This window comes from Aeromonas sp. PS2Canimalfood6 (genome assembly GCF_048276795.1).
In the GTDB taxonomy this organism is placed as follows: Bacteria; Pseudomonadota; Gammaproteobacteria; order Enterobacterales; family Aeromonadaceae; genus Aeromonas; species Aeromonas caviae.
This window is the reverse complement of the sequence record NZ_JBLUXC010000004.1, coordinates 77,456-103,089: the sequence shown is the minus strand read 5'-3', so window position 1 is coordinate 103,089 and position 25,634 is coordinate 77,456. Positions and strand designations below refer to the sequence as shown.

Sequence of the window (25,634 nt, the reverse complement as noted above, 5' to 3'; positions counted from 1 at the left end):
TTCATGGTCATTACTGCAAGGTTGCTGTGGTGTTAATGATGTTAAATATATTGTGTGATTGATGTCGCTAAATTGATTCTTATAACGTGTGAAAGTGCCGCCGTCGGAATGGCGAAATGGCATGAACCGGGTGAGAGGTGTGAACTGTCTCGCCGCGGATCCCTGCACGCGTTTTTTGCCATCGCCCGTGTCAATTAATTAACAGGACGTTGAGCATGCACAAGAAAATAGTCAGCAGCCTCTACTTTCAGGTGATATTGGCCATCACCATCGGAATATTGCTGGGGCACTTCTATCCGAGCCTGGGCGCCGATATGAAACCCCTCGGCGATGGTTTCGTGAAATTGATCAAGATGATCATTGCCCCCGTTATTTTCTGTACCGTGGTGACGGGGATCGCCGGCATGGAGAGCATGAAGGCAGTCGGCAAGACGGGGGCCATCGCGCTCATCTATTTCGAGGTGGTGAGCACCCTGGCCCTGATCATCGGTCTGTGCGTGGTCAACGTGCTGCAGCCGGGGGCCGGTATGAATGTGGATCCCTCCTCACTCGACGCCAGCGCCATCTCCGTCTATGCGGATCAGGCCCAGTCCCAGGGGATAATTCCCTTCCTGCTGGATGTGATACCGGCCAGCGTCATCGGTGCCTTTGCCGGCGGCAATATACTCCAGGTGTTGCTGTTTGCCGTCCTGTTCGGATTTTCCCTGCATCATATCGGGGAGAAGGGAAAACCCATCTTCAATATCATCGATGGTTTCTCCCAGGTTATTTTCGGCATCATCAACATGATCATGAAACTGGCGCCGATCGGGGCATTTGGCGCCATGGCATTCACCATAGGGAAATACGGTATTGGTTCTTTGGTTCAGCTGGGGCAATTAATTGCTAGCTTCTATCTGACCTGCCTGCTGTTTATTTTTCTGGTGCTCGGCAGTATCGCCAAAGCCAATGGCTTCAGCATTGTGCGCTTTATTGCCTATATCCGGGAAGAGCTGTTGATCGTGCTCGGAACATCCTCGTCGGAATCCGTATTGCCGCGCATGCTGGTGAAAATGGAGGCGCTGGGCTGCAAGAAATCGGTGGTGGGTCTGGTGATCCCGACCGGTTACTCATTCAACCTGGACGGCACCTCCATCTATCTGACCATGGCCGCCGTCTTCATCGCCCAGGCGACCAACACCCCGCTGGACCTGTTCCATCAGCTCACCCTGCTGGTGGTGCTGCTCATCTCCTCCAAGGGGGCGGCCGGAGTCACGGGGAGTGGCTTCATCGTGCTGGCAGCCACCATCTCGGCGGTAGGGCATCTGCCGCTGGCCGGGCTGGCGCTGATCCTCGGGATTGATCGCTTCATGTCGGAGGCGCGCGCCCTGACCAACCTCATTGGCAACGGGGTGGCGACCCTGGTGGTGGCCCGTTACTGCGATCAGCTCGACGAGGCCACCATGCAGGACGCCCTGGCGAAACCTGTGGCGGTCATGCCGGTGGACCTGCGAAGCTGACCCAGGTTCCGGCGGCGATCATCACCCATGAAAAAACGGCCCGAGGGGGCCGTTTTTTTAATCTCTTTACGCAGGGCGCCTTACAGGCTCTGGGTGAAGGTGCGGGTGACCACGTCACGCTGCTGCTCCGGGGTCAGGGCGTTGAAACGCACGGCGTAACCGGAGACGCGGATGGTGAGCTGCGGGTATTTTTCCGGGTTGGCGATGGCGTCTTCCAGGGTCTCGCGGCGCAGTACGTTGACGTTCAGGTGCTGACCCCCTTCGACCACAGGCTCTTGCTGAACCGGCAGTTCACGGTATTCGAATTGACCCAGGTCGGAGAGGCTGACTTCCTGATCGGCGGCAAAGCTGTCGCCCTTGGCGCAGATGCAGCGAGCCTGTTGTTTCTCTTCGTCCAGCAGCCAGAAAGAGTTCAGCAGAGCGGCGTTGGCGGACTGGGTGATTTGGATGCCCTTGATCATGGTATGACTCCTCATAGGAAAGCGGATTCAACGGTAAGCACATTACCCTGATGTTTTTAAACCACCTCTTGGAAGGAATGATTTAACGGGGCCTGCCTTACACCTTTACTTCGTTGGGGCCATATATACCACGACGGTAATATTACGAAAATTGATCCAAATCAATAAAACCCCATTTTGCACGCATTAAAAGGGATTAAATCATTGAGTTGAATCAAAAACAGATCATTTTTCTGTTTTTGTAAGATATATGAATTATGCATTTTTTATTATTCATATCTAGTAATTTAACTACACCTTTAGGGTTTATTTCTGGCGTCAGCGAAAACCGGCCTGCCCATGAGGCTTGTCCGAAGGACATCCTGTTATTCCTGTGTCGACGCAGCCCCGGTCATTGCCCGTGAACGCCGCCGCCACTTCCCAGGCTGGCCAGGCTGAGCCTGACCTCCATGCGGTTGCGTCTTGGGGGCGAGGACCCTATCCTGAGCCCCTTGCTCTATTGACCGAGGAGATAGCGGTGCCAAGCTGGACAGAAGGCGGGGAATGGGGAGAGGGAGAGGCTGGCATGCCAGCCAGGATGGAAGGAGTGGATTCGCAACGAGAGGAGACGGGTGTGCTGACCTGGAAAGATGTGATTGGTTCGGAGAAAGAGCAGGCGTATTTCATGGACACCCTGGCCACCGTCAGGGCCGAGCGGGAGGCGGGCAAGGTGATCTATCCCCCGGCGACCGAGGTCTTCAATGCCTTCAAACTGACCGAGCTGGATGACGTCAAGGTGGTGATTCTGGGGCAGGATCCCTATCACGGCCCGGACCAGGCGCACGGCCTCTGTTTCTCCGTCTTGCCCGGAGTGCGCACGCCGCCGTCCCTCGTCAACATCTACAAGGAGATGCAGCGGGATCTGCCGGGTTTTGTCACACCCAATCACGGCTTCCTGGAATCCTGGGCCAGACAGGGAGTGCTACTGCTCAATACGGTGCTGACGGTACAGGCGGGCATGGCGCACTCTCACGCCCACCTGGGGTGGGAGACTTTTACCGATCGGGTCATCGAGCGGATCAATGCCCATTGCCAGGGAGTCGTCTTCCTGCTGTGGGGGGCTCATGCCCAGAAGAAAGGGCGCTTCATCGACCGGTCGCGCCACCATGTGCTGAGCGCCCCCCATCCCAGCCCGCTCTCTGCCCATCGCGGTTTCATCGGTTGCGGCCACTTCTCCGAGGCCAATCGCCTGCTGGTCCAGCAGGGACGCAGTCCCATCGACTGGCTCTCGGTCTGCGCCGATCCGGCGGCCTGACGCCGTAAATGCACAGGGGAAATGGTGTCCCCTGTGCCCCCTGTGGTGAGAGGCTGGTGCAGCCGCTGTCTGCATCCGACTTGATTGAGTGCAAAGTTCAGGCAATAAATGACCGTATACTCGAGACAGACGTTTTCTCATTTCAGTGCAAGGAGTGCCCATGTTATCCAGTCTGCATAAGGACCACCTCAACATCACCCGGTTGCTGACGCTGCTCAAGCAAAAGCTGGCGGCCATTCGCAATGAGCAGCCGGTGAGCTACTTCCTGCTGCGGGATGTGGTGGATTATCTGCGCGAGGTATCCGACAAGTACCACCACCCGAAGGAAGACATGATTTATGACTACTACCTGAAATACAGGGTGGTGGAGGGGGAAGTGGCCAACCGGCTGCACGAGGAGCACGCCCGTCTGCTGGATGCAGGGACCGAGCTCAAGGAGATGGTGGAGATGATCCTGATGGATGCGGTCATCCCGCTGGATCAGTTCGTGGCCCGTCTGGAGCAGTTCATCGAGCAGCAGGAGGCGCACATGAACTATGAGGAAGGGGTCATCTTCCCCCATCTGCGCGACTCCCTGACCGAGGATGACTGGCGTCATCTCGAACAGCTCTGGCAGAACCGAGCCATCAATGATCCCCTGTTCGGAGCGGAGGTAAGCCAGCACTTCCAGGCGCTGGCCAAACAGCTCTCACTGCCTGCAGCCTGACAGGAGGTTCACCCATAAAAACAGCGCCCCGGTCAATCCGGGGCGCTGTTTTTATGGCTCCACTCGCTGGAGTGAAACATGGGCGACGTGGGCGTATCAGAGCTCCAGGTCGTCCGATCCTTCATAGGCGATGTCGATGGCCTGCAGCTCCTTTTGCAGGCGGTGCTTGTCTTTAAGCGCCTCAATCTCACGCCATTTGCGTTTTTTTCCCGTTGTCCCGCGGCTACGTGAACCCAGCTCAACGACCTCGTCAAAATCGAAGTTGAACATGTCCATGGCTCCCTCCTTGGTTTTATGGTTTTCACCATCCGTATAACACGACGCCTTTGAAAATAAAACGTTTTTATGACGAAGTTGTGACAACCGGAAACAGGCACAAAAAAACCGGGCTGCCCTTTCGGGAGCCCGGTTTTTGCAGCGCCACTTCGCTCTGTGAGAGCCGTGTGGCGAGCGGCCTTACAGGTGGCTTGCCAGCATGGTTTCCAGCTTGCCCTGGTCGATGGCGAACAGGCGGATGCCTTCCCCCAGCTTCTCGACGGCCATGGCGTCCTGGTTCAGCTCCCAGCGGAATTCGGCTTCGGTCATCGGGGCCGGTTTGGCTGTGCGCTCGCCGGTGTAGTCCAGTTTGCGCACCACGGTGCCTTCGGCCTTGCTCAGCTCTTCCAGCAAAGCGGGGCCAATGGTCAGGCGGTCGCAGCCGGCCAGTTCCAGGATTTCGCCGGTGTTGCGGAAGCTCGCGCCCATGACCACGGTCGGGTAGTCGTGCTGCTTGTAGTAGTTGTAGATGGCGGTGACGGAGACCACGCCCGGATCTTCACTGGCGGTGTAGTCACGGCCGTTCTTGGCCTTGTACCAGTCGAGGATGCGACCGACGAAGGGGGAGATGAGGAAGGCGCCGGCTTCGGCACAGGCACGGGCCTGGGCGAAGGAGAACAGCAGGGTCAGGTTGCACTGGATACCCTCTTTCTCCAGCACCTCGGCGGCACGGATCCCTTCCCAGGTGGAGGCCAGCTTGATCAGGATGCGATCATTGCTGATGCCGGCTTCGTTGTAGAGGCGGATCAGCTTGCGGGCCTTGGCGATGCTGGCGTCGGTGTCGAAGGAGAGGCGGGCGTCCACTTCGGTGGAGATGCGGCCCGGAACGATTTTCAGCACTTCGAGGCCGATGTTGACCGCCAGCTTGTCGCCTGCGTCGATGATTTGCTGTGCCTTGTCCTGGCTCTGGGATTTGGCCCAGGCAATGGCGTCCTGGATCAGGGCTGCGTACTCGGGGATTTCGGAGGCCTTGAGTACCAGAGAGGGGTTGGTGGTGGCATCGATGGGCTGGTAGCGCTTGATGGCTTCGATGTCGCCGGTATCGGCAACCACTGTGGTCAGGGCTTTCAGCTGGGTCAATTTATCGGCCATGGCAAATATCATCTCTTTATGAGGGAGCAATCCCAGGGTGGTGGGCATGAGACGGCAGTTCTGAAATTAAATTACAAGATCCCGGCGGCTCAGGCTCAGAAAGGGGCGATGGGCAGGCCCCATCGTCATTGCCTGCCTAATTAATACGGATGTGGCGCATCCTGCAATAGGGGGGCTTGTATGCGAATCAGCCAGGTGGTGAAAGCGGTACCGGCTGTCGAGTGAAAGTGTTTGATAAAAAACGAGTTTTATTCATGGTGTGGCGGCTGGCTCCGACATGGAAAAGCGCAATTATTTTGGTGGATTCATGAATTTGTGCGGGAGGTCACATAAATAGTTCTGTCAGCTACTTGAAATTTAATTACGTGTAAAACGTTTTGCGTTACAACCCCTTGCCGATGAGGCATGAGAGGCAAACGCTTGTCTCCCTGATGTCGTTTCGCTCAGCGGTTTTTACCCCCATGGGATGAGTTGTAAAATGGTTCTCTATTGGCTCTAATTTGTGAGGGGCTGGGTTGCACATCAATTTTTGTTGATTTATTGCGTGCTAAATGAAGCTTTTTTGCATCAAATTGCTCGTTTTTTGTCTCCCCAGTGAGCCCTGTCACTATTCTGAATTCCCTCGCTATGCTAGATTCCGCCCCTTCGGCGCAATGCTGGTTCGGAAATTGACAGAGAGCGGTCAGCGCAGACTGGCCATGGATGTGATAACAACGAGAGAATTATGGACACCTTGATTGCAATGATTAACGACCTGATGTGGGGAGCCGTGCTCATTTACCTGCTGATCGGGGTCGGTATCTTCTTTACCTTCCGCCTGGGCTTTATCCAGATCCGCCACTTCGGCCACATGTTCTCGGTCCTGCGCAACAGTCGCAAATCCGACAGCGCCGGCATCTCCTCCTTCCAGGCTCTGTGTACCAGCCTGGCGGCCCGTGTTGGGACGGGCAATCTGGCCGGTGTGGCCGTCGCCATCTATCTGGGTGGCCCTGGCGCCGTCTTCTGGATGTGGCTGATCGCCTTCATCGGCATGGCCACCGCCTTCGTGGAGAGCACCCTGGCCCAGCTCTACAAGGTCAAGGATGAGGATGGCAACTACCGCGGCGGCCCCGCCTACTACATGGAGCGCGGCCTAGGCATGCGCTGGATGGGGGTGGTCTTCTCCCTCTGCCTGCTGCTGGCCTTCGGTCTGGTGTTCAACGCGGTGCAGGCCAACTCCATCAGCCTGGCCATGAACGTCGCCTTCGGCATCCCTGACTGGGTGAGCGGTCTGGCCCTGGTGGTGCTCTCCGGTCTCATCATCTTCGGCGGCATTCGTGGCATCGCCCGCTTTGCCGAGCTGGTGGTGCCCTTCATGGCACTGGCCTACATCCTGATGGCGCTGTTCGTGGTGTTCATGAACATCAGCGAGCTGCCGAGTATCTTCGCCCTCATCATCAAGTCTGCGTTCGGCATCGAGCAGGCAGGTTCCGGCGCCATGGGCTATGCCATCTCCCAGGCGATGATCAACGGCATCAAGCGCGGCCTCTTCTCCAACGAGGCGGGCATGGGCTCTGCCCCCAATGCTGCCGCCACCGCAACCCCCTATCCGCCGCACCCGGCCTCCCAGGGTTATGTGCAGATGCTGGGTGTCTTCCTCGATACCATCGTCATCTGTACCTGTACTGCCGCCATCATCCTGATGTCCGGCCAGTTCGAGCCGGGTTCCGGCGTGACCGGTGTCGAGCTGACCCAGCGCGCGCTCTCCTCCCAGGTGGGCGGCGGTGGCAACATCTTCATCGCAGCGGCCATCTTCTTCTTCGCCTTCACCTCCATCGTGGCGAACTACTCCTATGCGGAGACCAACCTGGTGTTCCTCGAGCACAACCACAAGGGTGGCCTGATGCTGTTCCGGATGTTCGTGCTGGGCATGGTGATGTTCGGCTCCGTGGGCGAACTGCCGACCGTGTGGGCTCTGGCGGATGTCTCCATGGGGCTGATGGCCATCGTCAACCTGGTGGCCATCCTGCTGCTCTCCGGCGTCGCCATCAAGCTGGCCAAGGACTACAACGACCAGCTCAAGGTGGGCCGCGTGCCGACCTTCGATGCCAACAAATACCCCGAGCTGCGCAGCCAGCTGGAAGAGGGGATCTGGGACAATCCGGGCAAGAAATAAGCCTGCGTTGCAAGGTGATTGAAGGGGAGCCATGGCTCCCCTTTTTCATGGGTAAAAAGAGGGGGCGGCTTCACACCGACTTCACAGAGCCTCATCGGCAGCACACCTCGCGGGACTATGCTGGGTTCATCACTCGCCGCCATGGCGATACCTTGCTAACGACAGTCAGGAGACATGCAATGCAACAACGACAATCCATCCTGTGGGGCGCTCTGGCCACCCTGATGTGGGCCGGTCTGGCTCATGCCGGTGACAAGGCGGCGACCGATCCCCTGCGCCCCGTGGTGGATGCCAGCATCCGGCCGCTGCTCAAGGAGCACAGGATCCCGGGCATGGCGGTGGCCGTGCTCAAGGATGGCAAGGCCCACTATTTCAACTACGGTGTGGCCGATCGGGAGCGCGCGGTCGGTGTCAGCGAGCAGACCCTGTTCGAGATAGGCTCCGTGAGCAAGACCCTGACCGCGACGCTGGGGGCCTACGCCGTGGTGCAGGGGGGCTTCGAGCTCGATGACAAGGCGAGTCTGTTCGCCCCCTGGCTCAAGGGATCCGCCTTTGACAACATCACCATGGGGGAGCTGGCTACCTACAGCGCGGGCGGCTTGCCGCTGCAATTCCCCGAGGAGGTGGATTCGCTCGAGAAGATGCAGGCCTACTACCGCCAGTGGACCCCAGCCTACTCGCCGGGTTCCCATCGCCAGTACGCCAACCCCAGCATCGGGCTCTTTGGCTATCTGGCGGCGAGCAGCATGAAGCAGCCGTTCGATCGCCTGATGGAGCAGACGATCCTGCCGGGGCTTGGCCTGTATCATACCTACCTCACTGTGCCCGAGCAGGCCATGGGGCACTACGCCTACGGCTACTCGAAGGAGGACAAGCCGATCCGCGTCACTCCCGGCATGCTGGCGGACGAGGCCTACGGCATCAAGACCAGCTCGGCGGATCTGCTGCGCTTTGTGAAGGCCAACATCAGCGGGGTGGATAATGCGGCCATGCAGCAGGCCATCGATCTGACTCACCAGGGCCAGTATGCGGTGGGGGAGATGACCCAGGGACTGGGCTGGGAGCGTTACGCCTATCCCGTCAGCGAGCAGACGCTGCTGGCGGGCAACTCCCCGGCGATGATTTACAATGCGAACCCGGCGGCGCCCGCGCCCGCTGCAACAGGGCACCCTGTGCTCTTCAACAAGACCGGCTCGACCAACGGCTTCGGGGCCTATGTGGCCTTCGTGCCGGCCAAAGGGATCGGCGTCGTCATGCTGGCCAATCGCAACTACCCCAACGAGGCGCGCATCAAGGCGGCTCACGCCATCCTGACGAAACTGGCCAGGTAATGGTGCGCCTTCGCTGAGCCTTGAGGGCACGTCGCATCGCGGCGTGCCCGTTACCTCGGACCCGACCCCTCAAGCGCGACCTGGCAGGGGGCGGGTCGATGAGCATGCCAATGCGGGCCTCTCCTGCGGGAGATGTCCGGATTGGCATCCACCGAGTGCCATCTCGTCACTAGGCCCCGGCAGGCCGCCCGCTCTATAGTGCCCGGCATCTTCCTCTGCTTTTGCAGGATTGAGTTGTCAATCTCGCTGACAGCGCACCTGTGATGGTGAAACCTGCTGCTATGGAGCCTTCATGGGTATGTTTCTGCTGTGTACTTTTCTGATGATCATCCTCTATCCCCTCGGGATCGATCTCTACCTGGTGGCCGTGCCCCGCATTGCGCAAACCCTGCAGGGGGGCGAGGCGCAGATCCACACCGCTTTTTCCATCTATCTGCTGGGCATGGCGGCTACCGTGCTGCCGGGGGGCATGCTGGCGGATCGCCATGGCAGGCGCCCCGTGGTACTGGGGGGCACCCTCATCTTCGTGGTCGCCTCCCTGGTGGCGGCGGAGGCAACCGGCATCGCCCAGTTTTATCTGGGGCGTTTCTGGCAAGGGGTGGGCGCTGGAGCGCTCTACATCATGACCTTCACCGTGCTGCGGGATGTGCTGAGCCATGCGCGCCTCGCGATGGCTCTCTCCCTCATCAACGGCGTGATCTGCGTCATTCCGGTGCTGGCTCCCGTACTCGGTTATCTCATCCTGTCGCACTTCGAGTGGCGCGGCATCTTCGTGGGCATGGCGCTGGTGGCCGCCATCAGTGCCATGGTCAACCTGCGACTGCTCAAGGAGACCCGCCCCGCCCGCCAGCCTGCGGGGGCATCGCCGCTGGCCCTGCTGGGCACGGCCCCCTTCATGCAGCGCGCCTTGCTGACCAGCGCCAGCGTGACCGCCATCCTGGTCTATGTGAGCGTCTCGCCCCTCGTCCTGATGACCACGTTCGGCCTGCCTCCCGAGCAGTACACCCGGCTGATGATGGCGATGGCCGGGGTGAGCATGTCCGCTTCCTTCCTGACCCCCTTGCTGCTGCGCTGGCTCGGCAAGGCAAGGGTGCTGGCGCTCTCCCACCTCGCCTACCTGCTGGCCTTGCTCGCCCTGTTGTGCAGCAGTGGGCCCGAAGGCGGCCTGTCCTGGCTGCTGGCGGGGTGTGCCCTGGTCTGCATCGGGTTTTCCTGCGGGTTCGGGGTGGCGATGGGGGAGGCGCTGGATGTGTGCGGGGATCAGGTGGCATCGGCCAGTGCCCTGCTCTGCATCATGCAGATAGGGTTGTCCGGGCTCTTCATCTGGGGGATGGGCCATCTGGGGATGCCTGCGCTCTGGATGCTGATCCTGGCACTCCTGCTGGCGCTGCTCGGTTACCTGGTGGTCAAGGTGCTGCTACCATGGCGTGCGGTACGGCGAGTCCGGGCTCGGGGATAGGAGAGACGCGATGCGCAATCTGGGTGAACTCGATTTGAACCTGCTGGTGGTCTTCAGGCACCTGATGCAGGAGCGCAGCGTGGCGGGGGCGGCCAAGAAGCTGTGTGTCACCCCGTCGGCGGTGAGCAAGGCGCTTGGCAAGCTGCGGGACTGGTTCGGGGATCCCCTCTTCGTGCGCGTGCGCCAGGGTTTGCAGCCGACCAATCTCTCCCTGACCCTGGCGGAGGAGCTCAAGACCTGGTTCCAGCTCACCGAGAGCATCAGCACCCTCAACAGCGAGGCGATCCCCGAGGGGGCCCGCTTCAGTCTGGTGATGGAGTCTCCCTTCGGTATCAGCTTCCTGAGCGAGCTGCCCACGACCATCTACCAGAAGTACCCCCACTCCGTGGTCAGGATGCTGGGCTGGGATCACCACTCCCTCAACGACATCGTCAACGGGGAGGCGGATCTCGGCTTCTGCGCCCGGGAGACCCACGGCCGCTCCCATGCCAGGGTCAACCGGCTGCCCTATTACATCGATCACGAGGTGCTGTTTTGCGATCGTCCCGTGGTGTTCCTGCGCAAGGATCACCCCTTGCTCGGGCAGACGTGGTCGCTGACCCGCTTTCTGGCCTGCCCCCAGGTGAGCGTGGTGTGGGAGGCCAGCGACAGCTGGGCACTGGATGATCTGCTGGAGGACGAAGGCCACAGGCGGCAGGTGCCCATCATGGTGGCGAGCTTCGAGCAGGCGCTGCACATCGCCGCCCAAAAGAGCCACGAGCTGATCGCCGTGGTGCCTTCATATTGCGCGGACTATGCCGCCAGACACCACCCCGACCTCATCCCCATGCCGTTGCCGCTGGAAGAGCCTCTCTATGCCCAGCTGGAGATCGCCTTCATCCTGCTGTGGCACAAGCGCCACAATCAGGATGCCAAGGTGATGTGGTTGCGGGGGGAGATCCGGCGGCTCTATGGCCTGGCCGCGGCGGGGATGACGCGTTTTGCCTGGGGCGGGCCCATGGGGAGCGGGGCGGTGAAAGAGAAGCAAGGGGGAGGAGGCTCCCCGGTTTAGTCGTACTGCTCTTCCATCCAGGCTTCGACGATGAGCTGGGCGGAGACGCCGTCCACGCTCCCCTTGTCCAGCGCCTTGTAGCCGCCACGTTCAAACAGGCGGGCGCGGGCATCCGTGGTGGTGAGCCGCTCGTCCTTGAACTCCACCGGTTTGCCGAAGCGGCCGTGCAGGCGATTGCCGAATTTGCGAGCCCGCACCGTGATCTCCTGGTCCGTGCCATCCATGTTGAGCGGCAGACCGACGATCAGCAGATCCGGTTGCCACTCCTTGATCAGCTTCTCTATCTCGTCCCAGTTGGGGATGCCGTCGTTGGCCTTGAGGGAGCGAAGGGGGCGGGCGCTGCCCGTGAGCTCCTGGCCGATGGCGACACCGATGCTCTTGGTGCCGTAGTCAAAGCCCATGATGCTGCGTGATGACATGGGGTCTCCTCGAAATGGATGGATAAATGAAGGGGGAAGACCCCTCCCTGTCTCCCCCTGCTTGTGGGGGGAGGGCCGGGGTGTCAGCTATGGCCCACCTGGCTGGAGAGGTGCAGGGGGTTGACCCCAATGCTCGCGGCGGCTTGCTGCCAGCGCAGGTGGATGGGGGTATCGAAGACCAGCTTGGGATTGGGGGGGATCACCAGCCAGGCGCCATCCACCAGCTCCTGCTCGAGCTGGCCTGCACTCCAGCCGGCGTAACCGAGCGCCACCAGCCAGTGGTCCGGCGCCTCGTCGGTGCCCAGGGTCTCCAGAATGTCCTTGGAGGTGGTGACCATCATCTCGTCGCTCACCTGCAGGGTGGAGTTGAAGCCCGGGCGGAAGCTGTGCAGCACGAAGCCGCGATCCCCGTGCACCGGGCCCCCCTGCAACACCGGCTGTTTCATCTCGGCGGTGGCGGGGGGATTGAGGTTGAGCTTGGTCAGCATGGCGTCCAGGGACATGTCGACCGGAATGTTGACCACCAGTCCCATGGCGCCTTCGCTGCTGTGTTCGCACAGATAGACCAGGGAGCGCTGGAAATAGGCGTCCGTGAGGCTCGGCATGGCGAGCAGAAAGTGATTTTGCAGTGTTTGCATGGAGCGTATGTATCTCTTAGCGTGCAAAGGTATTTGGGGTGATTATGGCAGTTGATGGCGGCGGGCAAAACCGCTTTTTGCCGACAGGAGGGCGGCAGTCAAAGGGGCCTTCACGGCCCCTTGTGTGTGTTTCCTCGCCGCGGCAACGAAGGGGTCAGCGGCCCAGTCGGCGCTCGATGGCGTCCATCAGCATGCCGGTGATGGAGACGTCGAAGGCCGCCTCAATCTCGCGGATGCAGGTCGGGCTGGTGACGTTAATCTCGGTCAGGCGATCGCCGATGATGTCGAGGCCGACGAAGATGAGCCCCTTATCTTTCAGCGTCGGGCCTACCGCGCGGGCGATGGCCCAGTCCGCTTCACTCAAGGGGCGGGCCTCACCACGGCCACCGGCCGCCAGGTTGCCACGGGTCTCACCCTGGGCCGGAATGCGGGCCAGGCAGTAAGGTACCGGCTCGCCATCCACCACCAGCACCCGCTTGTCGCCATCCTTGATGGCGGGCAGATAGGTCTGCGCCATGCAGTACTGGCTGCCGTGAGAGGTTAATGTCTCGATGATGACGCCGACGTTGGCGTCATCCTCCTTCATGCGGAAGATGGAGGCGCCGCCCATGCCGTCGAGCGGCTTGAGGATGACGTCCTTGTGCTTGGCGTGGAAGGCCCGCAGCTTGTCGGCTCTGCGAGTGACGAGCGTGGTCGGGGTGTGCTCGGCAAACCAGGCGGTGTAGAGCTTCTCGTTGGCGTCGCGCAGGCTCTGGGGCTTGTTGACGATGAGGCAGCCCTCATCCTCGGCCCGCTCCAGCATGTAGGTGGCGTAGATGAACTCGGTGTCGAAGGGGGGATCCTTACGCATCAGGATCACGTCCAGGCTGGAGAGCGGCTGATCCACCACCTCGCCCAGCGTGTACCAGTCGGCATAGTCATATTTGACGGTGAGCGGACGCATGGTGCCGAAGGCGCGACCGGCCTCCATGTAGAGATCCTTCATCTCCAGATAGAACAGCTCGTAGCCGCGCTTTTGCGCCTCTTCGAGCATGGCGAAGCTGGAGTCCTTCTTGATATTGATGGCCGAGATGGGGTCCATCACGATGCCGAGTTTAATGGTCATCCGAGTTTCCTTCCTAATGGCTCGATGGGGTTGTAGGGTCGATTAGCGCAGCGTAATCGGCCGTTTGAGGCAGCCTTGCTTTGATGCGCCACGCGGCTTATCGACACCGCCAGATAGTATCAAGCGAGATCGCCAAAGCGGCACTGAAGCGCAGTAATCGCCGTCAGGGCGGCGGTTTCGGTACGCAGCACCCGCGGCCCCAGCAGCATCTCCTTGAAATCTTCCTGCACGGTACGGGCGATCTCGTCGCTGGACAAGCCCCCTTCCGGGCCGATCAGCAGGCGCACGCCGTGCTCGGGGATGGGCAGGGTGTTGATGCTGTAAGGGGCGCGCGGGTGCAGGTTGAGCTTGAGCTCCTGGGTCTCTTCCGCCAGCCAGGCGTCCAGCTCCATCGGCATGCGCACCTCGGGCACGGTATTGCGACCGCACTGCTCGCAGGCACTGATCACCACTTTTTGCCACTGCTCGCGTTTTTTCTCCAGCCGATCGGCGGGCAGCTTGACGCCGCAGCGCTCGGAGAAGAGGGGCGTGATGCAGGTGACGCCGAGCTCCACGGATTTCTGGATGGTGAAGTCCATCTTGTCGCCGCGGCTGATCACCTGACCCAGGTGGATGGCAAGGGGGGACTCCACCGAGCGGGTCTCGCAACTGTCGATGGTCACCTCAACGGACTTCTTGCCCACACTGGTGATGGTGGCGGGGTACTGGTGGCCGTCGCCGTTGAACAGCTCGAGCTGCTGGCCCGGCTGCATGCGCAGCACGCGGCCGATGTGATTGGCACCGTCTTCCGACAGGGCGAGGGTCTGGCCAACCTGCAGGCCGGCCGGTTCATAGATACGTGGAATGCGCATGGCAGATAGTCAGTCTCTTGCTTGGAAACCCTTCAATACCCTACTGCACGGCGGCGAGCAAGGCTCGCGAGACAGAGAGTGTAGGGATTCAGGATGAGGGGGACGTTCCCCCTCCCTGGTCAAATGGGGTTATTGGCACTGCTTTTCAATGAAGGGATTGGTATTGCCCTGCAGCTTGCCGATACGGCGGTTGCGCTCGCACTCCCAGCGATCAGCCGGATACTGCCTGTCCCAGGCTTCGTAAAGCTTGCGCTGCTGGGCCGCCAGACGCAGTCCGTACTGCTGGCTCATGTAGAGGTAGGCGCGGGCGATCTGGCCACGCACCGGCCCCTTGGGCGGCTGCACCTGGCGCTCCTTGAAGTCCACCAGCATCTGGCACTTGCCGTACTGGTTGGGTTTGCCGTTCCAGTCGCTGAAGCGGAAGTTGGCCCGATCGCCGTTCACCTCGCCGATGGCAGGGAAGAGGTTGTGCATGTCTCCCTCCATCCTGTTGAACTCGTCGCTCTTGCCGCAATTCTTGCGACCCCCGTCCTGCCAGCACTGGAGCTGGTGGCCGAACTCCCAGGCGGGCACCACGTGCTCCCATTCGATACGGGAGGCCCGCTCGGCCTGCTTGCGCGGCAGGTAGCCGCAGCTCTCCCAGTCGGGGGCCATCTTCTTGCCGCTGAACTTGATGTTGCAGCCGCAGTAGAAGGTGACGGGGTGGCTCTGGTAGAGCTTGTTCAGATCCTGCTTCGCGGCGCGAAAGGTCTGGATGTTGTCGGCATGAGCCGGGGCGCTGACCAGCAGGGCCAGGCAGAGGGAGAGCAGAGGGCGAAACATGAATATCCTTGGCAATGAGACAGTTGAATGAAGTAAGCGCGCACCCTATCACAGGAGCGCGACACGGGGTGACTCAATCCGCCGTCGTGTCGCGCTGCCACACCAGGGGCTGGCGACAGCGGCGGCAGTGATAGCGGGCCTCGCCGCGCATCACCTTGTTGTGGCGGCGCACGGAGAGGGGATGCTGCTGGCAGGCGCAGGCATACACGAAGGTACGCTGGGCCAGCACCCCCAGATCGAAGCTGTGGGTGGTGCTGGGTTCGAGGCCGAACAGCTCCCGCATCACCGACTGCCACTGGCGGCCATGGGGCAGTACTCTGCTCTTGCCGCGCCCCTCTCCCCAGAGCGCATAGACCAGCAGGTGCGCCACCTCGTGGGGCACCACTTCCCTGAGAAACGCCTGCTGATTGGCCTGATAGAGCGCCGGATTGAAACGCAGCTCCCAGGTTTGCAGCCGCGCAGACCCTGCCGCCCGGCCCCGCATGTTGCAGTGGACTTGCGGGCGGGGGAAGGTGCGGCCAAGACGCGTTTCGGCCTGCACAAAGCAGGCATCGACGCGTGCGAGCAGCGTCTCGATGAGGGCGGGGTCAAGCCGGGTGGCAGTGGCAGGCATGGGATCCTCGGGACAGGACACAAAAGCAAAAGGGGAGCCAGGCTCCCCTTCTATCACAACCTCGAGCCTTACAGGCCAGCGGCAGCGCGCAGCAGCTCGGCCTTGTCGGTCTTCTCCCAGGGGAACTCGTCGCGGCCGAAGTGGCCGTAAGCGGCGGTTGCCTGGTAGATCGGGCGCTTCAGATCCAGCATCTCGATGAGACCATAGGGGCGCAGCTCGAAGAACTCGCGCACCAGCTTGACCAGCAGGGCTTCGGCCACCTTGCCGGTGCCGAAAGTTTCGACGCTGATGGAGGTGGGCTCAGCCACGCCGATGGCGTAGGAGACCTGCACTTCACAGCGATCCGCGAGGCCTGCGGCCACGATGTTCTTGGCCACGTAGCGGGCGGCGTAGGCGGCGGAGCGGTCCACCTTGGACGGATCCTTGCCGGAGAAGGCGCCACCACCGTGACGGGCCATGCCGCCGTAGGTGTCAACGATGATCTTGCGACCGGTCAGACCGCAGTCACCCATGGGGCCGCCGATGACGAAACGGCCGGTCGGGTTGATGAAGTACTTGGTGTCCTTGTTGATCCACTCGGCCGGCAGCACCGGCTTGATGATCTCTTCGCGCACCGCTTCCACCAGATCGCTGTGGCTGATGGAGTCGCAATGCTGGGTGGAGAGCACCACGGCATCGACACCCAGGATCTTGCCTGCGTCGTCGTAGGCGAAGGTCAGCTGGCTCTTGGCGTCCGGACGCAGCCACGGCAGGGTGCCGTTCTTGCGCACTTCTGCCTGACGCTTCACCAGCAGGTGGGAGTAGGTGATGGGCGCGGGCATCAGCACGTCGGTTTCGTTGGTGGCGTAGCCGAACATCAGGCCCTGGTCACCGGCACCTTGCTCCAGCGGGTCGGTACGGTCGACGCCCTGGTTGATGTCCGGAGACTGTTTGCCGATGGCGTTCAGCACGGCGCAGGAGTCGGCGTCGAAGCCCATGTCGGAGTGGGTGTAACCAATCTCGCGCACGGTGTCGCGCACGATCTGTTCGATGTCGACCCAGGCAGAGGTGGTCACTTCGCCGGCTACCATCACCATGCCGGTCTTGACCAGGGTTTCGCAGGCGACGCGCGCCTTGGTGTCCTGCTGCAGGATGGCGTCCAGCACCGCATCGGAGATCTGGTCGGCGATTTTATCGGGATGGCCTTCGGAGACCGACTCGGAAGTAAACAGCTTTGCCATGTTTGGTTCTCGATTCGTAAGGGTTATCGCCTTGGCCATAACCGGATAATGACAGGATGACTGTAGAGGTATCTACATCTGGACGTCTATTTTAAATAGGCCATCCGGTGATTGCCAGCACTATTTGGGGGTGGAGCCGCCCGGGGCGGGATGGGGAAGGGATCCACCTCCATGGAGGTAAGGCAGGGGGCGGATTGAATCGTTTTCCCCGCCCAGAAAAGCGATTGTGCTCCCAAAGCCACTTTATTCGCCCAGATAATATTTGCACGCCGCGCCCCCTGCTGGGACAATAACGCGCCTTAATCTTGGCCATCAAATGAAGCAATCGCAGGAGATACAGATGCCTTCTCGTAAAGAGCTTGCCAATGCCATTCGTGCATTGAGTATGGATGCCGTTCAAAAAGCCAACTCCGGTCACCCGGGCGCCCCCATGGGAATGGCGGATATTGCTGAAGTGCTGTGGCGCAGCCACCTCAAACACAACCCGAACAACCCCAAGTGGGCCGACCGCGACCGTTTCATTCTCTCCAACGGCCACGGCTCCATGCTGCTGTACTCCCTGCTGCACCTCTCCGGTTATGACCTCTCCATCGACGATCTGAAAAACTTCCGCCAACTGCACTCTCGCACCCCGGGTCACCCGGAGTATGGTTATGCGCCGGGCGTTGAAACCACCACCGGTCCGCTGGGTCAGGGCATCACCAACGCCGTGGGCATGGCGATCGCCGAGAAGGCCATGGCCGAGCAGTTCAACCAGCCGGGTCACGACATCGTCGACCACTACACCTACGCCTTCATGGGCGACGGCTGCCTGATGGAAGGTATCTCCCACGAAGCCTGCTCCCTGGCCGGCACCCTGGGTCTGGGCAAGCTGATCGCGTTCTGGGATGACAACGGCATCTCCATCGACGGTCACGTAGAAGGCTGGTTCACCGACGACACTCCCAAGCGCTTCGAAGCCTACGGTTGGCACGTCATCCCGGCCGTTGACGGTCACAACCCGGAAGCCATCAACGCTGCCATCGAAGCCGCCAAGGCCGAGACCGGCAAGCCGACCCTGATCTGCTGCCGCACCATCATCGGTTACGGTTCCCCGAACAAGTCCGGCTCCCACGACTGCCACGGCGCACCGCTGGGCAATGACGAGATCGCCGCCGCCCGTGCCTTCCTGAAGTGGGACCACGCGCCGTTCGTCATCCCGTCCGACATCGCCGCCGAGTGGAACGGTCAGGAAAAGGGCGCCAAGCTCGAATCCGACTGGGCTGCCAAGTTCGCCGCCTATGAAGCCGCTCACCCGGCCCTGGCTGCCGAGTTCAAGCGCCGCACCACTGGCGAGCTGCCGGCCAACTGGGCTGCTGAATCCGCCAAGATCATCGAAACCCTGCAGGCCAACCCGGCCAAGATCGCGACCCGTAAAGCGTCCCAGAACTCCCTGGAAGCTTTTGGCAAGCTGCTGCCGGAATTCATGGGCGGCTCTGCGGATCTCGCGCCGTCCAACCTGACCATGTGGTCCGGCTCCAAGTCCCTGACTCCCGAGAGCGCCGCAGGCAACTACATCCACTACGGCGTGCGCGAGTTCGGCATGTCCGCCATCATGAACGGCATCGCCCTGCACGGTGGTTTCATCCCCTACGGCGCCACCTTCCTGATGTTCATGGAGTACGCCCGCAACGCCCTGCGCATGGCCGCCCTGATGAAGCAGCGCGCCATCTTCGTCTACACCCACGACTCCATCGGTCTGGGTGAAGATGGTCCGACTCACCAGCCGGTCGAGCAGATCGCCTCCCTGCGTCTGACCCCTAACATGAGCACCTGGCGCCCGTGTGACCAGGTAGAGTCCGCCATCGCCTGGAAACACGCCATCGAGCGTACCGACGGCCCGACCTCCCTGATCTTCTCCCGTCAGAACCTGGCCCAGATGGACCGCACCGCCCAGCAACTGGCCGATGCCGCCAAGGGTGGTTACGTGCTGAAGGATTGCGCCGGTACCCCGGAGCTGATCCTGATCGCCACCGGTTCCGAAGTGGAACTGGCCGTTGCCGCCTATGAGCAGCTGACTGCCAAGGGCCGTGCCGTGCGCGTGGTCTCCATCCCGTCTACCGACGTGTTCGATGCCCAGTCCGCCGAATACAAGGAGTCCGTCCTGCCGGCCGCCGTCACCAAGCGCGTGGCCATCGAAGCGGGCATCGCCGACTACTGGTACAAGTACGTGGGCTTTGGCGGCAAGATCATCGGCATGCGCACCTTCGGTGAGTCCGCCCCGGCCGAGCTGCTGTTCAAGGAATTCGGCTTTACCGTGGAAAATGTGGTGGCGACCGCAGAGTCCCTGTAATAGCTAATTGCTTTGTATAGAACTGAAAAGCGCCTCCCTTGGGAGGCGCTTTTTATTGGATGTTATTGGTGTATAAAAATTAACGACTATGGGAAATAAGATTCACTTCTGTAGCGTTAAATAATAGTATTCTTGCTAATCATATAATTTATAGGCATGAGGGCAAAATGACGCAGGAAGAAATTCAACTTTACACTGATATAGTTAAAGTCGGATTCCCTATCATGGGAACTGTTCTTGGTGGAGTAATTGGTGCTCTATCTACCTACTTCATCACTAAGCTCAATCATTCTAATGAAGACCGAAAAGATGCGATGAGGCGGCGTCAAGAGCTAAGGAAGGTGCGAATAAGTACCCTATGAGCCAAAACTAAAAAGTTTAGCCATTTAATATCAATAATTTAGAATGGTGTGTTTTTGTGCCAAGTGACTTGTTAGCACCTTCCCTAATTATTGAAGCAGCAAGAGATATAACTGAGTTTGAGCATTTGATCGGAACCTATGCTACCGCGGTAAGTAACCATGTCAGAAATCTAGACGGTGGAATTGATATGGATGCGGCAAGGAAAGCAATTGTAAATAATAACCAAGCACTTCGTCGTGCAAGGATGACACTTAAAGTGTTAGGGCTTTCTAAAGCAGAGGGATATCTCGAAGAGTATATAGAGGTTACTCGTGAGATCATCGCATATGGGCCTAATATCAAGCCTGAAAGAATAGCAGTTATTTCAAAGGTAATAACTAAAGGACCAGTTGATTTTTATGAATCACTTGCTCCAGAGTTAGCTAATAATTCTGTGATAAAAAATAGATAAGGATGGAAATAATCATAGGTAAGTGAAGCTATTCATAATAGGCAATTGGGTTGTAGGTCAACAAAAATATAAAAAGACACCGGCCTAAGCCGGTGTCTTTTTATCGTTAAAGCAACGTGTTACACCTGCGGCGGGGTACTTTCCGCATTGGAGAGTACGGCATCCATCTGCACCAGGGCGCCGGCGGGCAGTTCGCTTACCCCGAATACGGTGCGGGCAGGCAGATAGCCCGGGAAGTATTGGGTGTAGATGGCATCCACGTCCGCCAGATCCGCAATGTTGGCAAGCTGGATATTGACCTTGACGATATCGTCCATCACGTGGCCGATGCTCTCCACAATAGTCTTGATATGGCCGAGGCACTGGGCGGTCTGCTCACGGACGCAACCGGTCAGCACCTTGCCGGTGGTCATGTCGAGCGGCAACTGGCCGGCGATATGGTTGTAGTGAGAGAAGGCGACGCTCTGGCTATGCAGCGGGCTGCGTGGCGCTTTGTCGGTATTGCGGGCACGGATCACCAGGTTGTGTCTGTCTTCCACCAACTGGGGCGGGGTGCCGTCACCGTGGGAGATGACCGCATCCATCTGCACCCGGGCACCCAGCGGCAGGGCAGAGGCCGCGATCACGCTGCGGGCCGGCAGATAGGCGACGGCGCGGGCAATGGCGGAGTCCGGGAAGAAGGTGGTGTAGACCTCGTTGACGGCGTCGAGATCCGCCAGATTGGTCAGATAGACAGTCACCTTGACGATGTCGTCGAAGGGCACGTCGATGCTCTCCAGCACGGTTTTGATATTGCGCAGGCACTGGGCCGCCTGCTCGCGGATGCCACCGTCAACCAGGGCGCCGGAGGCGGGGTCGAGGGGCAGCTGGGCACCGATATTGTTGTAATGGGAGAAGGCGACGCTCTGGCTGGAGAGCGGATCCTGCGGGGCGTGGTCGCTATTGCGGGCGAGTTTGAGCAGCGGGCAGGGAGCCTGGGGGAAGGTGCCTTCCCCGTTGGAGAGCAGGGCATCCATCTGCACCCTGGCGCCGAGCGGCAGACCGGCCACCGCTAGCACTGTGCGGGTCGGCAGCGAGTGGGGGAAGAATGCCCGATAGACGGCGTTGACGGCATCGAGGTCGGCGATGTCCGCGAGGAACAGAGTCACCTTCACCATGTCCTCCATGCCGTGGCCAATGCTCTCGACGATGCCCTGGATATTGGTGAGACACTGTCTGGCCTGGGCCTGGATATCCCCTGCGACCAGCGCGCCCGTTTTCGGGTCGATCGGCAGCTGGGCGGCAATATTGTTGTAGTGGGAGAAGGCCACGCTCTGGGTATAGGGCCCCAGATCCTGAGGCGCATTGGCGGTATTTCTGGTTGACTTGATGATGGTACCACTCATGGCGATACTCCTTTTTCGTTTTTGATGTAGGGTCCGGGCCGCATTGTTCTTCCCTGGCCGAATGCGGCACGCTGATGACTCGTGATATTGCGGCAACAGTTGCCCGTTCCCGCCGCAGGGCGACGGAGAAAAGGAGAACGATCATCACAGTGTCGAGCCCTGTTTCGATGCAGACAGCGCGTGCAACAGACAAGGGAGAGAAGTTGGCCTGGTGATTCAGACGGGAGAATTCTAGGGGGCGGTTATCCCGGGATGCAAACCGGGATCCTGTTTCTATGAGGTGGCTCAACAGAGTGAAATATATTCATTTTGCGATTCAATTCATGACGGACATGGCAAATAAAGGTGATGATGATCCCGCTTTACCATGAAAGTGGAACCAGATAGCGCCATATTGTCGCGCATCAGGGTTACAGCCTGTGAATCCTCCGTTAATACTTTTGGCGAAATTGCAGCTTATTCTCCCGGTTTTGCATAGCTATCTATTTATCGCTCTCTCGACGCCCTGTTCAGCGCCGCCAAAATATGCTGCGGTGAGCACACTGAAATAACATTCACCCTCTTTGCATGGCCACAGGTCATGACATAAATACGGGAGAAAGAGAGGGCGCTTTTTAGCCCCTGCAGTGGAGGCTGACATGGGCGGGTCACCGCGCCGCCTATGCCATATCTTTTCAGCGGCGCGAACGCAGCCCGCCAACAAGGCTCATACGCAAGGGGAGGGGGCCTTCCCCTTGCCTGGCCCGACTTGCCGCCCCCCGATGCATATCACTCCTGTCATGACCTTTCCTGTGAGGGGGCCCCGGAGTCCGCCCTGCTTTGCCGCCCTGACGTATCCCGCACTCCTTGCGATGCAGCCGGCTCATCTTCCCCGCACACCCTTATTTGTGCTCTTTATCATCAACTGCCGTTATTGCGACCTGGGTCGGGGTTTGGGTGGATTATTAACTGTATGATTAATAATGAAATCAGGGACCCTGCCGACGAGCAGCACGGATCGGCACTCATCTGCCCGGGAGTGGCACATGCGATCGCATCGCGATCCCCGTCATCTGACTTCGGAGGTTTTATGCTTGGATTCATTCTGGGTGACATGTACAGCCGCACCAGCGGGTTTCGGCCACCCCCCCGCCTAGGCAAGCACTTCCCCCTCGCCCCCGACTATCAACTGCGTGGTCGCACCGGCGCCGCCATCCTGACCATGGAGACCCTGCTCGATACCCCCTATCCCCAGAAGAAGTTCAGAGCCCTGATCTATGGCGCCTTTATCGAGCGCCAGCGTCGCCTCTTTGCCGAGCAGGTGGTCATCGGCCGGATGGAGGAGGGCCAGGACCTGGCGATCGCCATTGACCTTGCCTTTATCAGCACGGCGGTGCCCATCGGTCTGCTCGCCATCTCGGAGGAGATCGCGCTGCTGACCACCCCCCGTCCCACCCAGACCCATCCCCATCAGGCGGCCTTGAGCCAGGCGCTCGACTGTACCGCCATGCTGATGTTCTATGCCAAGGTCATTCGCCAGCGCAATGCAGTGCTTGAGCACATCGGCCACCAGTTCGGCTACAGACCGCAGGCCGGGTTGGTGGCCAGGGTGGGCCACGGCGGGGAAGATGACTATGCTGCCTTCATGGTCAATGTGATGACCTGCATCGCCCATTCGGGCTCCTTCAAGGAGGCGCTGGAGAATGGCGTCAGGATGGGCATGCACGAGCCCGCCTTCTTCTGTATCGTCGGCGCCCTGGCCTCGACCCTGTGGGGAGTCCCCAAACCCTGGGCCCATGAGATCTCTCGATTCATCCAGCGCCAGCATCCCCACTATCTCCAGATCCTGCTGCGGGGCGAAGCCAGGGTGGGCCGCAGACAGATCAACCTGGAGCCTCCCAAACCGCCGCTCTGTGCTCCGGTCAAGCGCCAGGTAAACCGCTTCCTGAAGTGGGCCTTCTAGGGCCATGGGAGTGCTCTCGAGGTGTGGGCCCATGGCGCTATCCCATCGGCCCGCCCCTCCTGAGGGTCATCACGGGGCTGTAATCTCACTGACCCCTGATCCCCCGGCTACCTTGCCCATGAGAGGATGGCCAGAAAAGCCAACGGCTGCACGGGGGACAAGGGGTGGATAGAAGGTGATCCACCTCGCCTTTTGATGTGAACGTCTTTTGATGTTTGGCGCCATACGATACCATGCGCAGCGTGTGTTCCTGTTGGGGGAGGTGCCGCCCATCGCCCCGTGGCTGGCTGCTGGTCCGTCATGATCACGGGATGCACAATCCGGGGCCGCCACGGCAACCCCTTATCGCCATAGTCAACAGGACGGAGTATCAGGATGGCCATTGCCATTGAACAGTCGGACAACACACTGAGGGTGAACAAGGATCGCTACGATCTGGGCCGCATCGTCGGCGTGCAGGTAAAAGCACTCGGCTGGATGGATCGGCTCAAGAAGAGCTTGTTGCTGGGAGTGGTCACCTCCAGTGTGCTCTTTTACTTCACCCCTTCCTACGAGCAGGCGGGCAACTGGCTCATCGTGCTCTTCCTGCCCCTGGTGGGTTTTCTGTCTGGCGCCCTGATGGGGCTGCTCTCCAGCACGAAATATGAGTTTTGCATCGAATTTTCCCACGCCGACGAGACGGGCGTGCAGTGGATCACCGCCGCCAGGAGTCGGCATGTCGCCGATTATGAGGCCTTCAAGGCGCAGGCGGCCAGGTTGAAAGAGCGGCTCGGGTAGGGAGCACAGAGTGACGGGTCTGCGCCATCTGGCGCCAGGCATAACAACAAGCCCGATCAGGTGCACCTGTTCGGGCTTGTTTCATTAGGGGAGGGCGCTCGGGGAGCGGTTCAGGCGGGATAGAGGGCGCCCAGCACCGCCGGGCGGCTCGCCCCGGTCACCGCAGGCAGGTTGCCCGGCTTTCGCTGGATAAAGCGCTGTGCCAGCCAGGCAAAGGCGGCCCCTTCCACCCAGTCCGGTGCAAGGCCGAGCTGGGCGGTACTGGTCAGATGCCAGTCGGGCAGCAGGGCTGCCAGCTCCGCCAGCAGCGGGGCGTTGTGGGCACCGCCGCCGCAGACAAACAGCTCGGGCCGGGTTGGCGCATCACGGTGGGCGGGCAACTGGCGGGCGATGCTGTGGCAGGTGAGGGATTGCAGGGTACGCTGCACATCTGCGGGGGCGTATGTGCAGCCGTCCAGCTCGCCATCGAGCCAGTCGAGGGTGAACATCTCACGCCCCGTGCTCTTGGGGGCGGGGGCGGCGAAGTAGGGGTGAGCCAGCAACTGCTCCAGCAGCGCAGGGATAGGCTTGCCGCTGGCGGCCCACTGGCCACCGGCATCATAGCTGTCACCGTGGGGCTGGTGGCGGCGATACCAGCCGTCGAGCAGGGTGTTGGCGGGGCCGGTATCGAAGCCATATACCCCTGAACCAGCCCCCCCGTCGGTCTGGCCGGGCAGCACCGAGATATTGGCAATGCCGCCGAGGTTCAGCACCACCCGCAGGGCGCCGGGGCGAGCAAAGAGCGCCTGATGGAAGGCGGGCACCAGGGGGGCCCCCTGACCGCCGAGGGCCATGTCCATGGTGCGAAAATCGGCCACCACGTCGATGCCGGTCAGGGCCGCCAGCAGGGCCGCGTTGCCAATCTGCAGGGTAAAGCCGAGGGCAGGGCGGTGGCGTATGGTCTGGCCGTGACTGCCGATGGCGCGAATCTCCTTGGGAGTCAGCGCCGCCTTCGCGAGCAGGGCCTGGGTGGCGGCGGCAAATTCGCGGGCCACCAGGTTGTCGGCGACCCCCATGCGGTCGATTTCGTTCTCCCCCGGGGTGCAAAGCTCATGCAGGGTGCGAGCCGTATCGGCAGGCCAGGGATGGCAGAGGGCCGCCTCGACCCGCAGAGCATCCCCCTCGATCTGCACCAGCACGGCGTCGATACCATCCATGCTGGTACCGGACATCAAGCCTATATAGCGTTCAGTCATGACAACCCCCTTTCAATGATGCAGGGGAACGGTTCGATACCGTGTTCCGCCTTGGTCCCCGACATCAATCGGATATATGGCCCGCTCATGACATCACCTCTTCAGTGGTGCAGAGGAA

At 60.3% G+C, this 25,634-nt stretch carries 23 protein-coding genes; 11 read left to right on the top strand and 12 right to left on the bottom strand.

All coding sequences use genetic code 11. The features are described 5' to 3' along the window. Positions 1–215 precede the first annotated feature (215 nt). Positions 216–1,499 carry a dicarboxylate/amino acid:cation symporter gene (locus ACNPAA_RS03305; RefSeq protein ID WP_417891586.1) on the top strand — a complete coding sequence of 428 codons (1,284 nt, stop codon included), beginning with the start codon at positions 216–218 and terminating at the stop codon, positions 1,497–1,499. 80 nt (positions 1,500–1,579) lie between these two features. On the opposite strand, the gene grcA is transcribed toward ACNPAA_RS03305, so the two are convergent. Further along, complete coding sequence (gene grcA / locus ACNPAA_RS03300; protein WP_010673855.1) at positions 1,580–1,960, bottom strand: autonomous glycyl radical cofactor GrcA; 381 nt, start codon at positions 1,958–1,960, stop codon at positions 1,580–1,582. A gap of 613 nt (positions 1,961–2,573) precedes the next feature. Here grcA and ung point away from each other — a divergent pair. Beyond that, positions 2,574–3,254: a uracil-DNA glycosylase gene (gene ung, locus ACNPAA_RS03295; protein ID WP_010673856.1), complete on the top strand. Its 681-nt coding sequence runs from the start codon at positions 2,574–2,576 to the stop codon at positions 3,252–3,254. 160 nt (positions 3,255–3,414) lie between these two features. After that, the gene (locus tag ACNPAA_RS03290) at positions 3,415–3,960 is read left to right on the top strand and encodes a hemerythrin domain-containing protein (RefSeq protein ID WP_041212588.1); all 546 of its coding nucleotides are present in this window, start codon (positions 3,415–3,417) and stop codon (positions 3,958–3,960) included. A gap of 96 nt (positions 3,961–4,056) precedes the next feature. On the opposite strand, the gene ACNPAA_RS03285 is transcribed toward ACNPAA_RS03290, so the two are convergent. Further along, positions 4,057–4,236, bottom strand: coding sequence for a DUF3545 family protein (locus ACNPAA_RS03285; RefSeq protein ID WP_010673858.1), 180 nt, complete (start codon positions 4,234–4,236; stop codon positions 4,057–4,059). Positions 4,237–4,416: 180 nt separating this feature from the next. Beyond that, the gene (tal, locus tag ACNPAA_RS03280) at positions 4,417–5,367 is read right to left on the bottom strand and encodes a transaldolase (RefSeq protein WP_010673859.1); all 951 of its coding nucleotides are present in this window, start codon (positions 5,365–5,367) and stop codon (positions 4,417–4,419) included. A 724-nt stretch (positions 5,368–6,091) separates the two neighbouring features. On the opposite strand from tal, the gene ACNPAA_RS03275 reads away from it, so the two are divergent. From ACNPAA_RS03275 to yidZ, 4 genes are all read left to right on the top strand, one after another. Next, on the top strand, positions 6,092–7,522 hold the full coding sequence (locus ACNPAA_RS03275; protein WP_042880806.1) for an alanine/glycine:cation symporter family protein: 1,431 nt from the start codon (positions 6,092–6,094) through the stop codon (positions 7,520–7,522). Between the two features lie 179 nt (positions 7,523–7,701). After that, complete coding sequence (gene blaMOX / locus ACNPAA_RS03270) at positions 7,702–8,853, top strand: CMY-1/MOX family class C beta-lactamase (protein ID WP_319895014.1); 1,152 nt, start codon at positions 7,702–7,704, stop codon at positions 8,851–8,853. 292 nt (positions 8,854–9,145) lie between these two features. Further along, on the top strand, positions 9,146–10,312 hold the full coding sequence (locus ACNPAA_RS03265; RefSeq protein WP_319895013.1) for an MdtL family multidrug efflux MFS transporter: 1,167 nt from the start codon (positions 9,146–9,148) through the stop codon (positions 10,310–10,312). A 10-nt stretch (positions 10,313–10,322) separates the two neighbouring features. Next, positions 10,323–11,363 carry an HTH-type transcriptional regulator YidZ gene (yidZ, locus tag ACNPAA_RS03260; protein WP_319895012.1) on the top strand — a complete coding sequence of 347 codons (1,041 nt, stop codon included), beginning with the start codon at positions 10,323–10,325 and terminating at the stop codon, positions 11,361–11,363. On the opposite strand, the gene ruvX is transcribed toward yidZ, so the two are convergent. The 7 genes from ruvX to metK form a co-directional block, all read right to left on the bottom strand. Continuing rightward, complete coding sequence (gene ruvX, locus ACNPAA_RS03255) at positions 11,360–11,782, bottom strand: Holliday junction resolvase RuvX (protein ID WP_010673863.1); 423 nt, start codon at positions 11,780–11,782, stop codon at positions 11,360–11,362. The genes yidZ and ruvX overlap by 4 nt on opposite strands. An 83-nt stretch (positions 11,783–11,865) precedes the next feature. Further along, positions 11,866–12,420: a YqgE/AlgH family protein gene (locus ACNPAA_RS03250; protein ID WP_010673864.1), complete on the bottom strand. Its 555-nt coding sequence runs from the start codon at positions 12,418–12,420 to the stop codon at positions 11,866–11,868. A gap of 154 nt (positions 12,421–12,574) precedes the next feature. After that, positions 12,575–13,525: a glutathione synthase gene (gene gshB, locus ACNPAA_RS03245; protein ID WP_268451780.1), complete on the bottom strand. Its 951-nt coding sequence runs from the start codon at positions 13,523–13,525 to the stop codon at positions 12,575–12,577. A gap of 119 nt (positions 13,526–13,644) precedes the next feature. Then, a complete protein-coding gene (rsmE, locus tag ACNPAA_RS03240) occupies positions 13,645–14,376 on the bottom strand; it encodes a 16S rRNA (uracil(1498)-N(3))-methyltransferase (RefSeq protein ID WP_042015589.1) in 732 nt (243 codons plus the stop codon). Between the two features lie 129 nt (positions 14,377–14,505). After that, positions 14,506–15,198 carry an endonuclease gene (locus tag ACNPAA_RS03235; protein WP_039040144.1) on the bottom strand — a complete coding sequence of 231 codons (693 nt, stop codon included), beginning with the start codon at positions 15,196–15,198 and terminating at the stop codon, positions 14,506–14,508. 73 nt (positions 15,199–15,271) lie between these two features. Then, entirely contained in the window at positions 15,272–15,811 is a 540-nt protein-coding gene (locus ACNPAA_RS03230; RefSeq protein ID WP_109112953.1) for a SprT family zinc-dependent metalloprotease, read from the bottom strand. Positions 15,812–15,879: 68 nt separating this feature from the next. Continuing rightward, positions 15,880–17,031 (bottom strand): methionine adenosyltransferase, encoded by a 1,152-nt coding sequence (metK, locus tag ACNPAA_RS03225; protein ID WP_010673869.1) that lies wholly within the window; start codon positions 17,029–17,031, stop codon positions 15,880–15,882. Positions 17,032–17,371: 340 nt separating this feature from the next. Between metK and tkt the strand changes: the two genes are divergently transcribed. Beyond that, complete coding sequence (tkt, locus tag ACNPAA_RS03220) at positions 17,372–19,363, top strand: transketolase (protein ID WP_039040146.1); 1,992 nt, start codon at positions 17,372–17,374, stop codon at positions 19,361–19,363. Between the two features lie 418 nt (positions 19,364–19,781). Next, positions 19,782–20,177, top strand: a complete 396-nt coding sequence (locus ACNPAA_RS03215) for a hypothetical protein (RefSeq protein WP_408809209.1) — start codon at positions 19,782–19,784, stop codon at positions 20,175–20,177. Between the two features lie 119 nt (positions 20,178–20,296). Here the strand turns inward: ACNPAA_RS03215 and ACNPAA_RS03210 are convergent, their stop codons facing one another. After that, on the bottom strand, positions 20,297–21,562 hold the full coding sequence (locus ACNPAA_RS03210; protein ID WP_279976871.1) for a RidA family protein: 1,266 nt from the start codon (positions 21,560–21,562) through the stop codon (positions 20,297–20,299). A 1,069-nt stretch (positions 21,563–22,631) separates the two neighbouring features. On the opposite strand from ACNPAA_RS03210, the gene ACNPAA_RS03205 reads away from it, so the two are divergent. Together ACNPAA_RS03205 and ACNPAA_RS03200 are read left to right on the top strand one after the other, a co-directional pair. Continuing rightward, complete coding sequence (locus ACNPAA_RS03205; protein ID WP_041212597.1) at positions 22,632–23,504, top strand: hypothetical protein; 873 nt, start codon at positions 22,632–22,634, stop codon at positions 23,502–23,504. A gap of 375 nt (positions 23,505–23,879) precedes the next feature. Beyond that, complete coding sequence (locus tag ACNPAA_RS03200; protein ID WP_234917632.1) at positions 23,880–24,281, top strand: hypothetical protein; 402 nt, start codon at positions 23,880–23,882, stop codon at positions 24,279–24,281. Between the two features lie 110 nt (positions 24,282–24,391). Here ACNPAA_RS03200 and ACNPAA_RS03195 read toward each other — a convergent pair whose 3' ends face one another. Next, the gene (locus tag ACNPAA_RS03195) at positions 24,392–25,516 is read right to left on the bottom strand and encodes an anhydro-N-acetylmuramic acid kinase (protein ID WP_279976874.1); all 1,125 of its coding nucleotides are present in this window, start codon (positions 25,514–25,516) and stop codon (positions 24,392–24,394) included. Between the last annotated feature and the right edge of the window lie 118 nt (positions 25,517–25,634).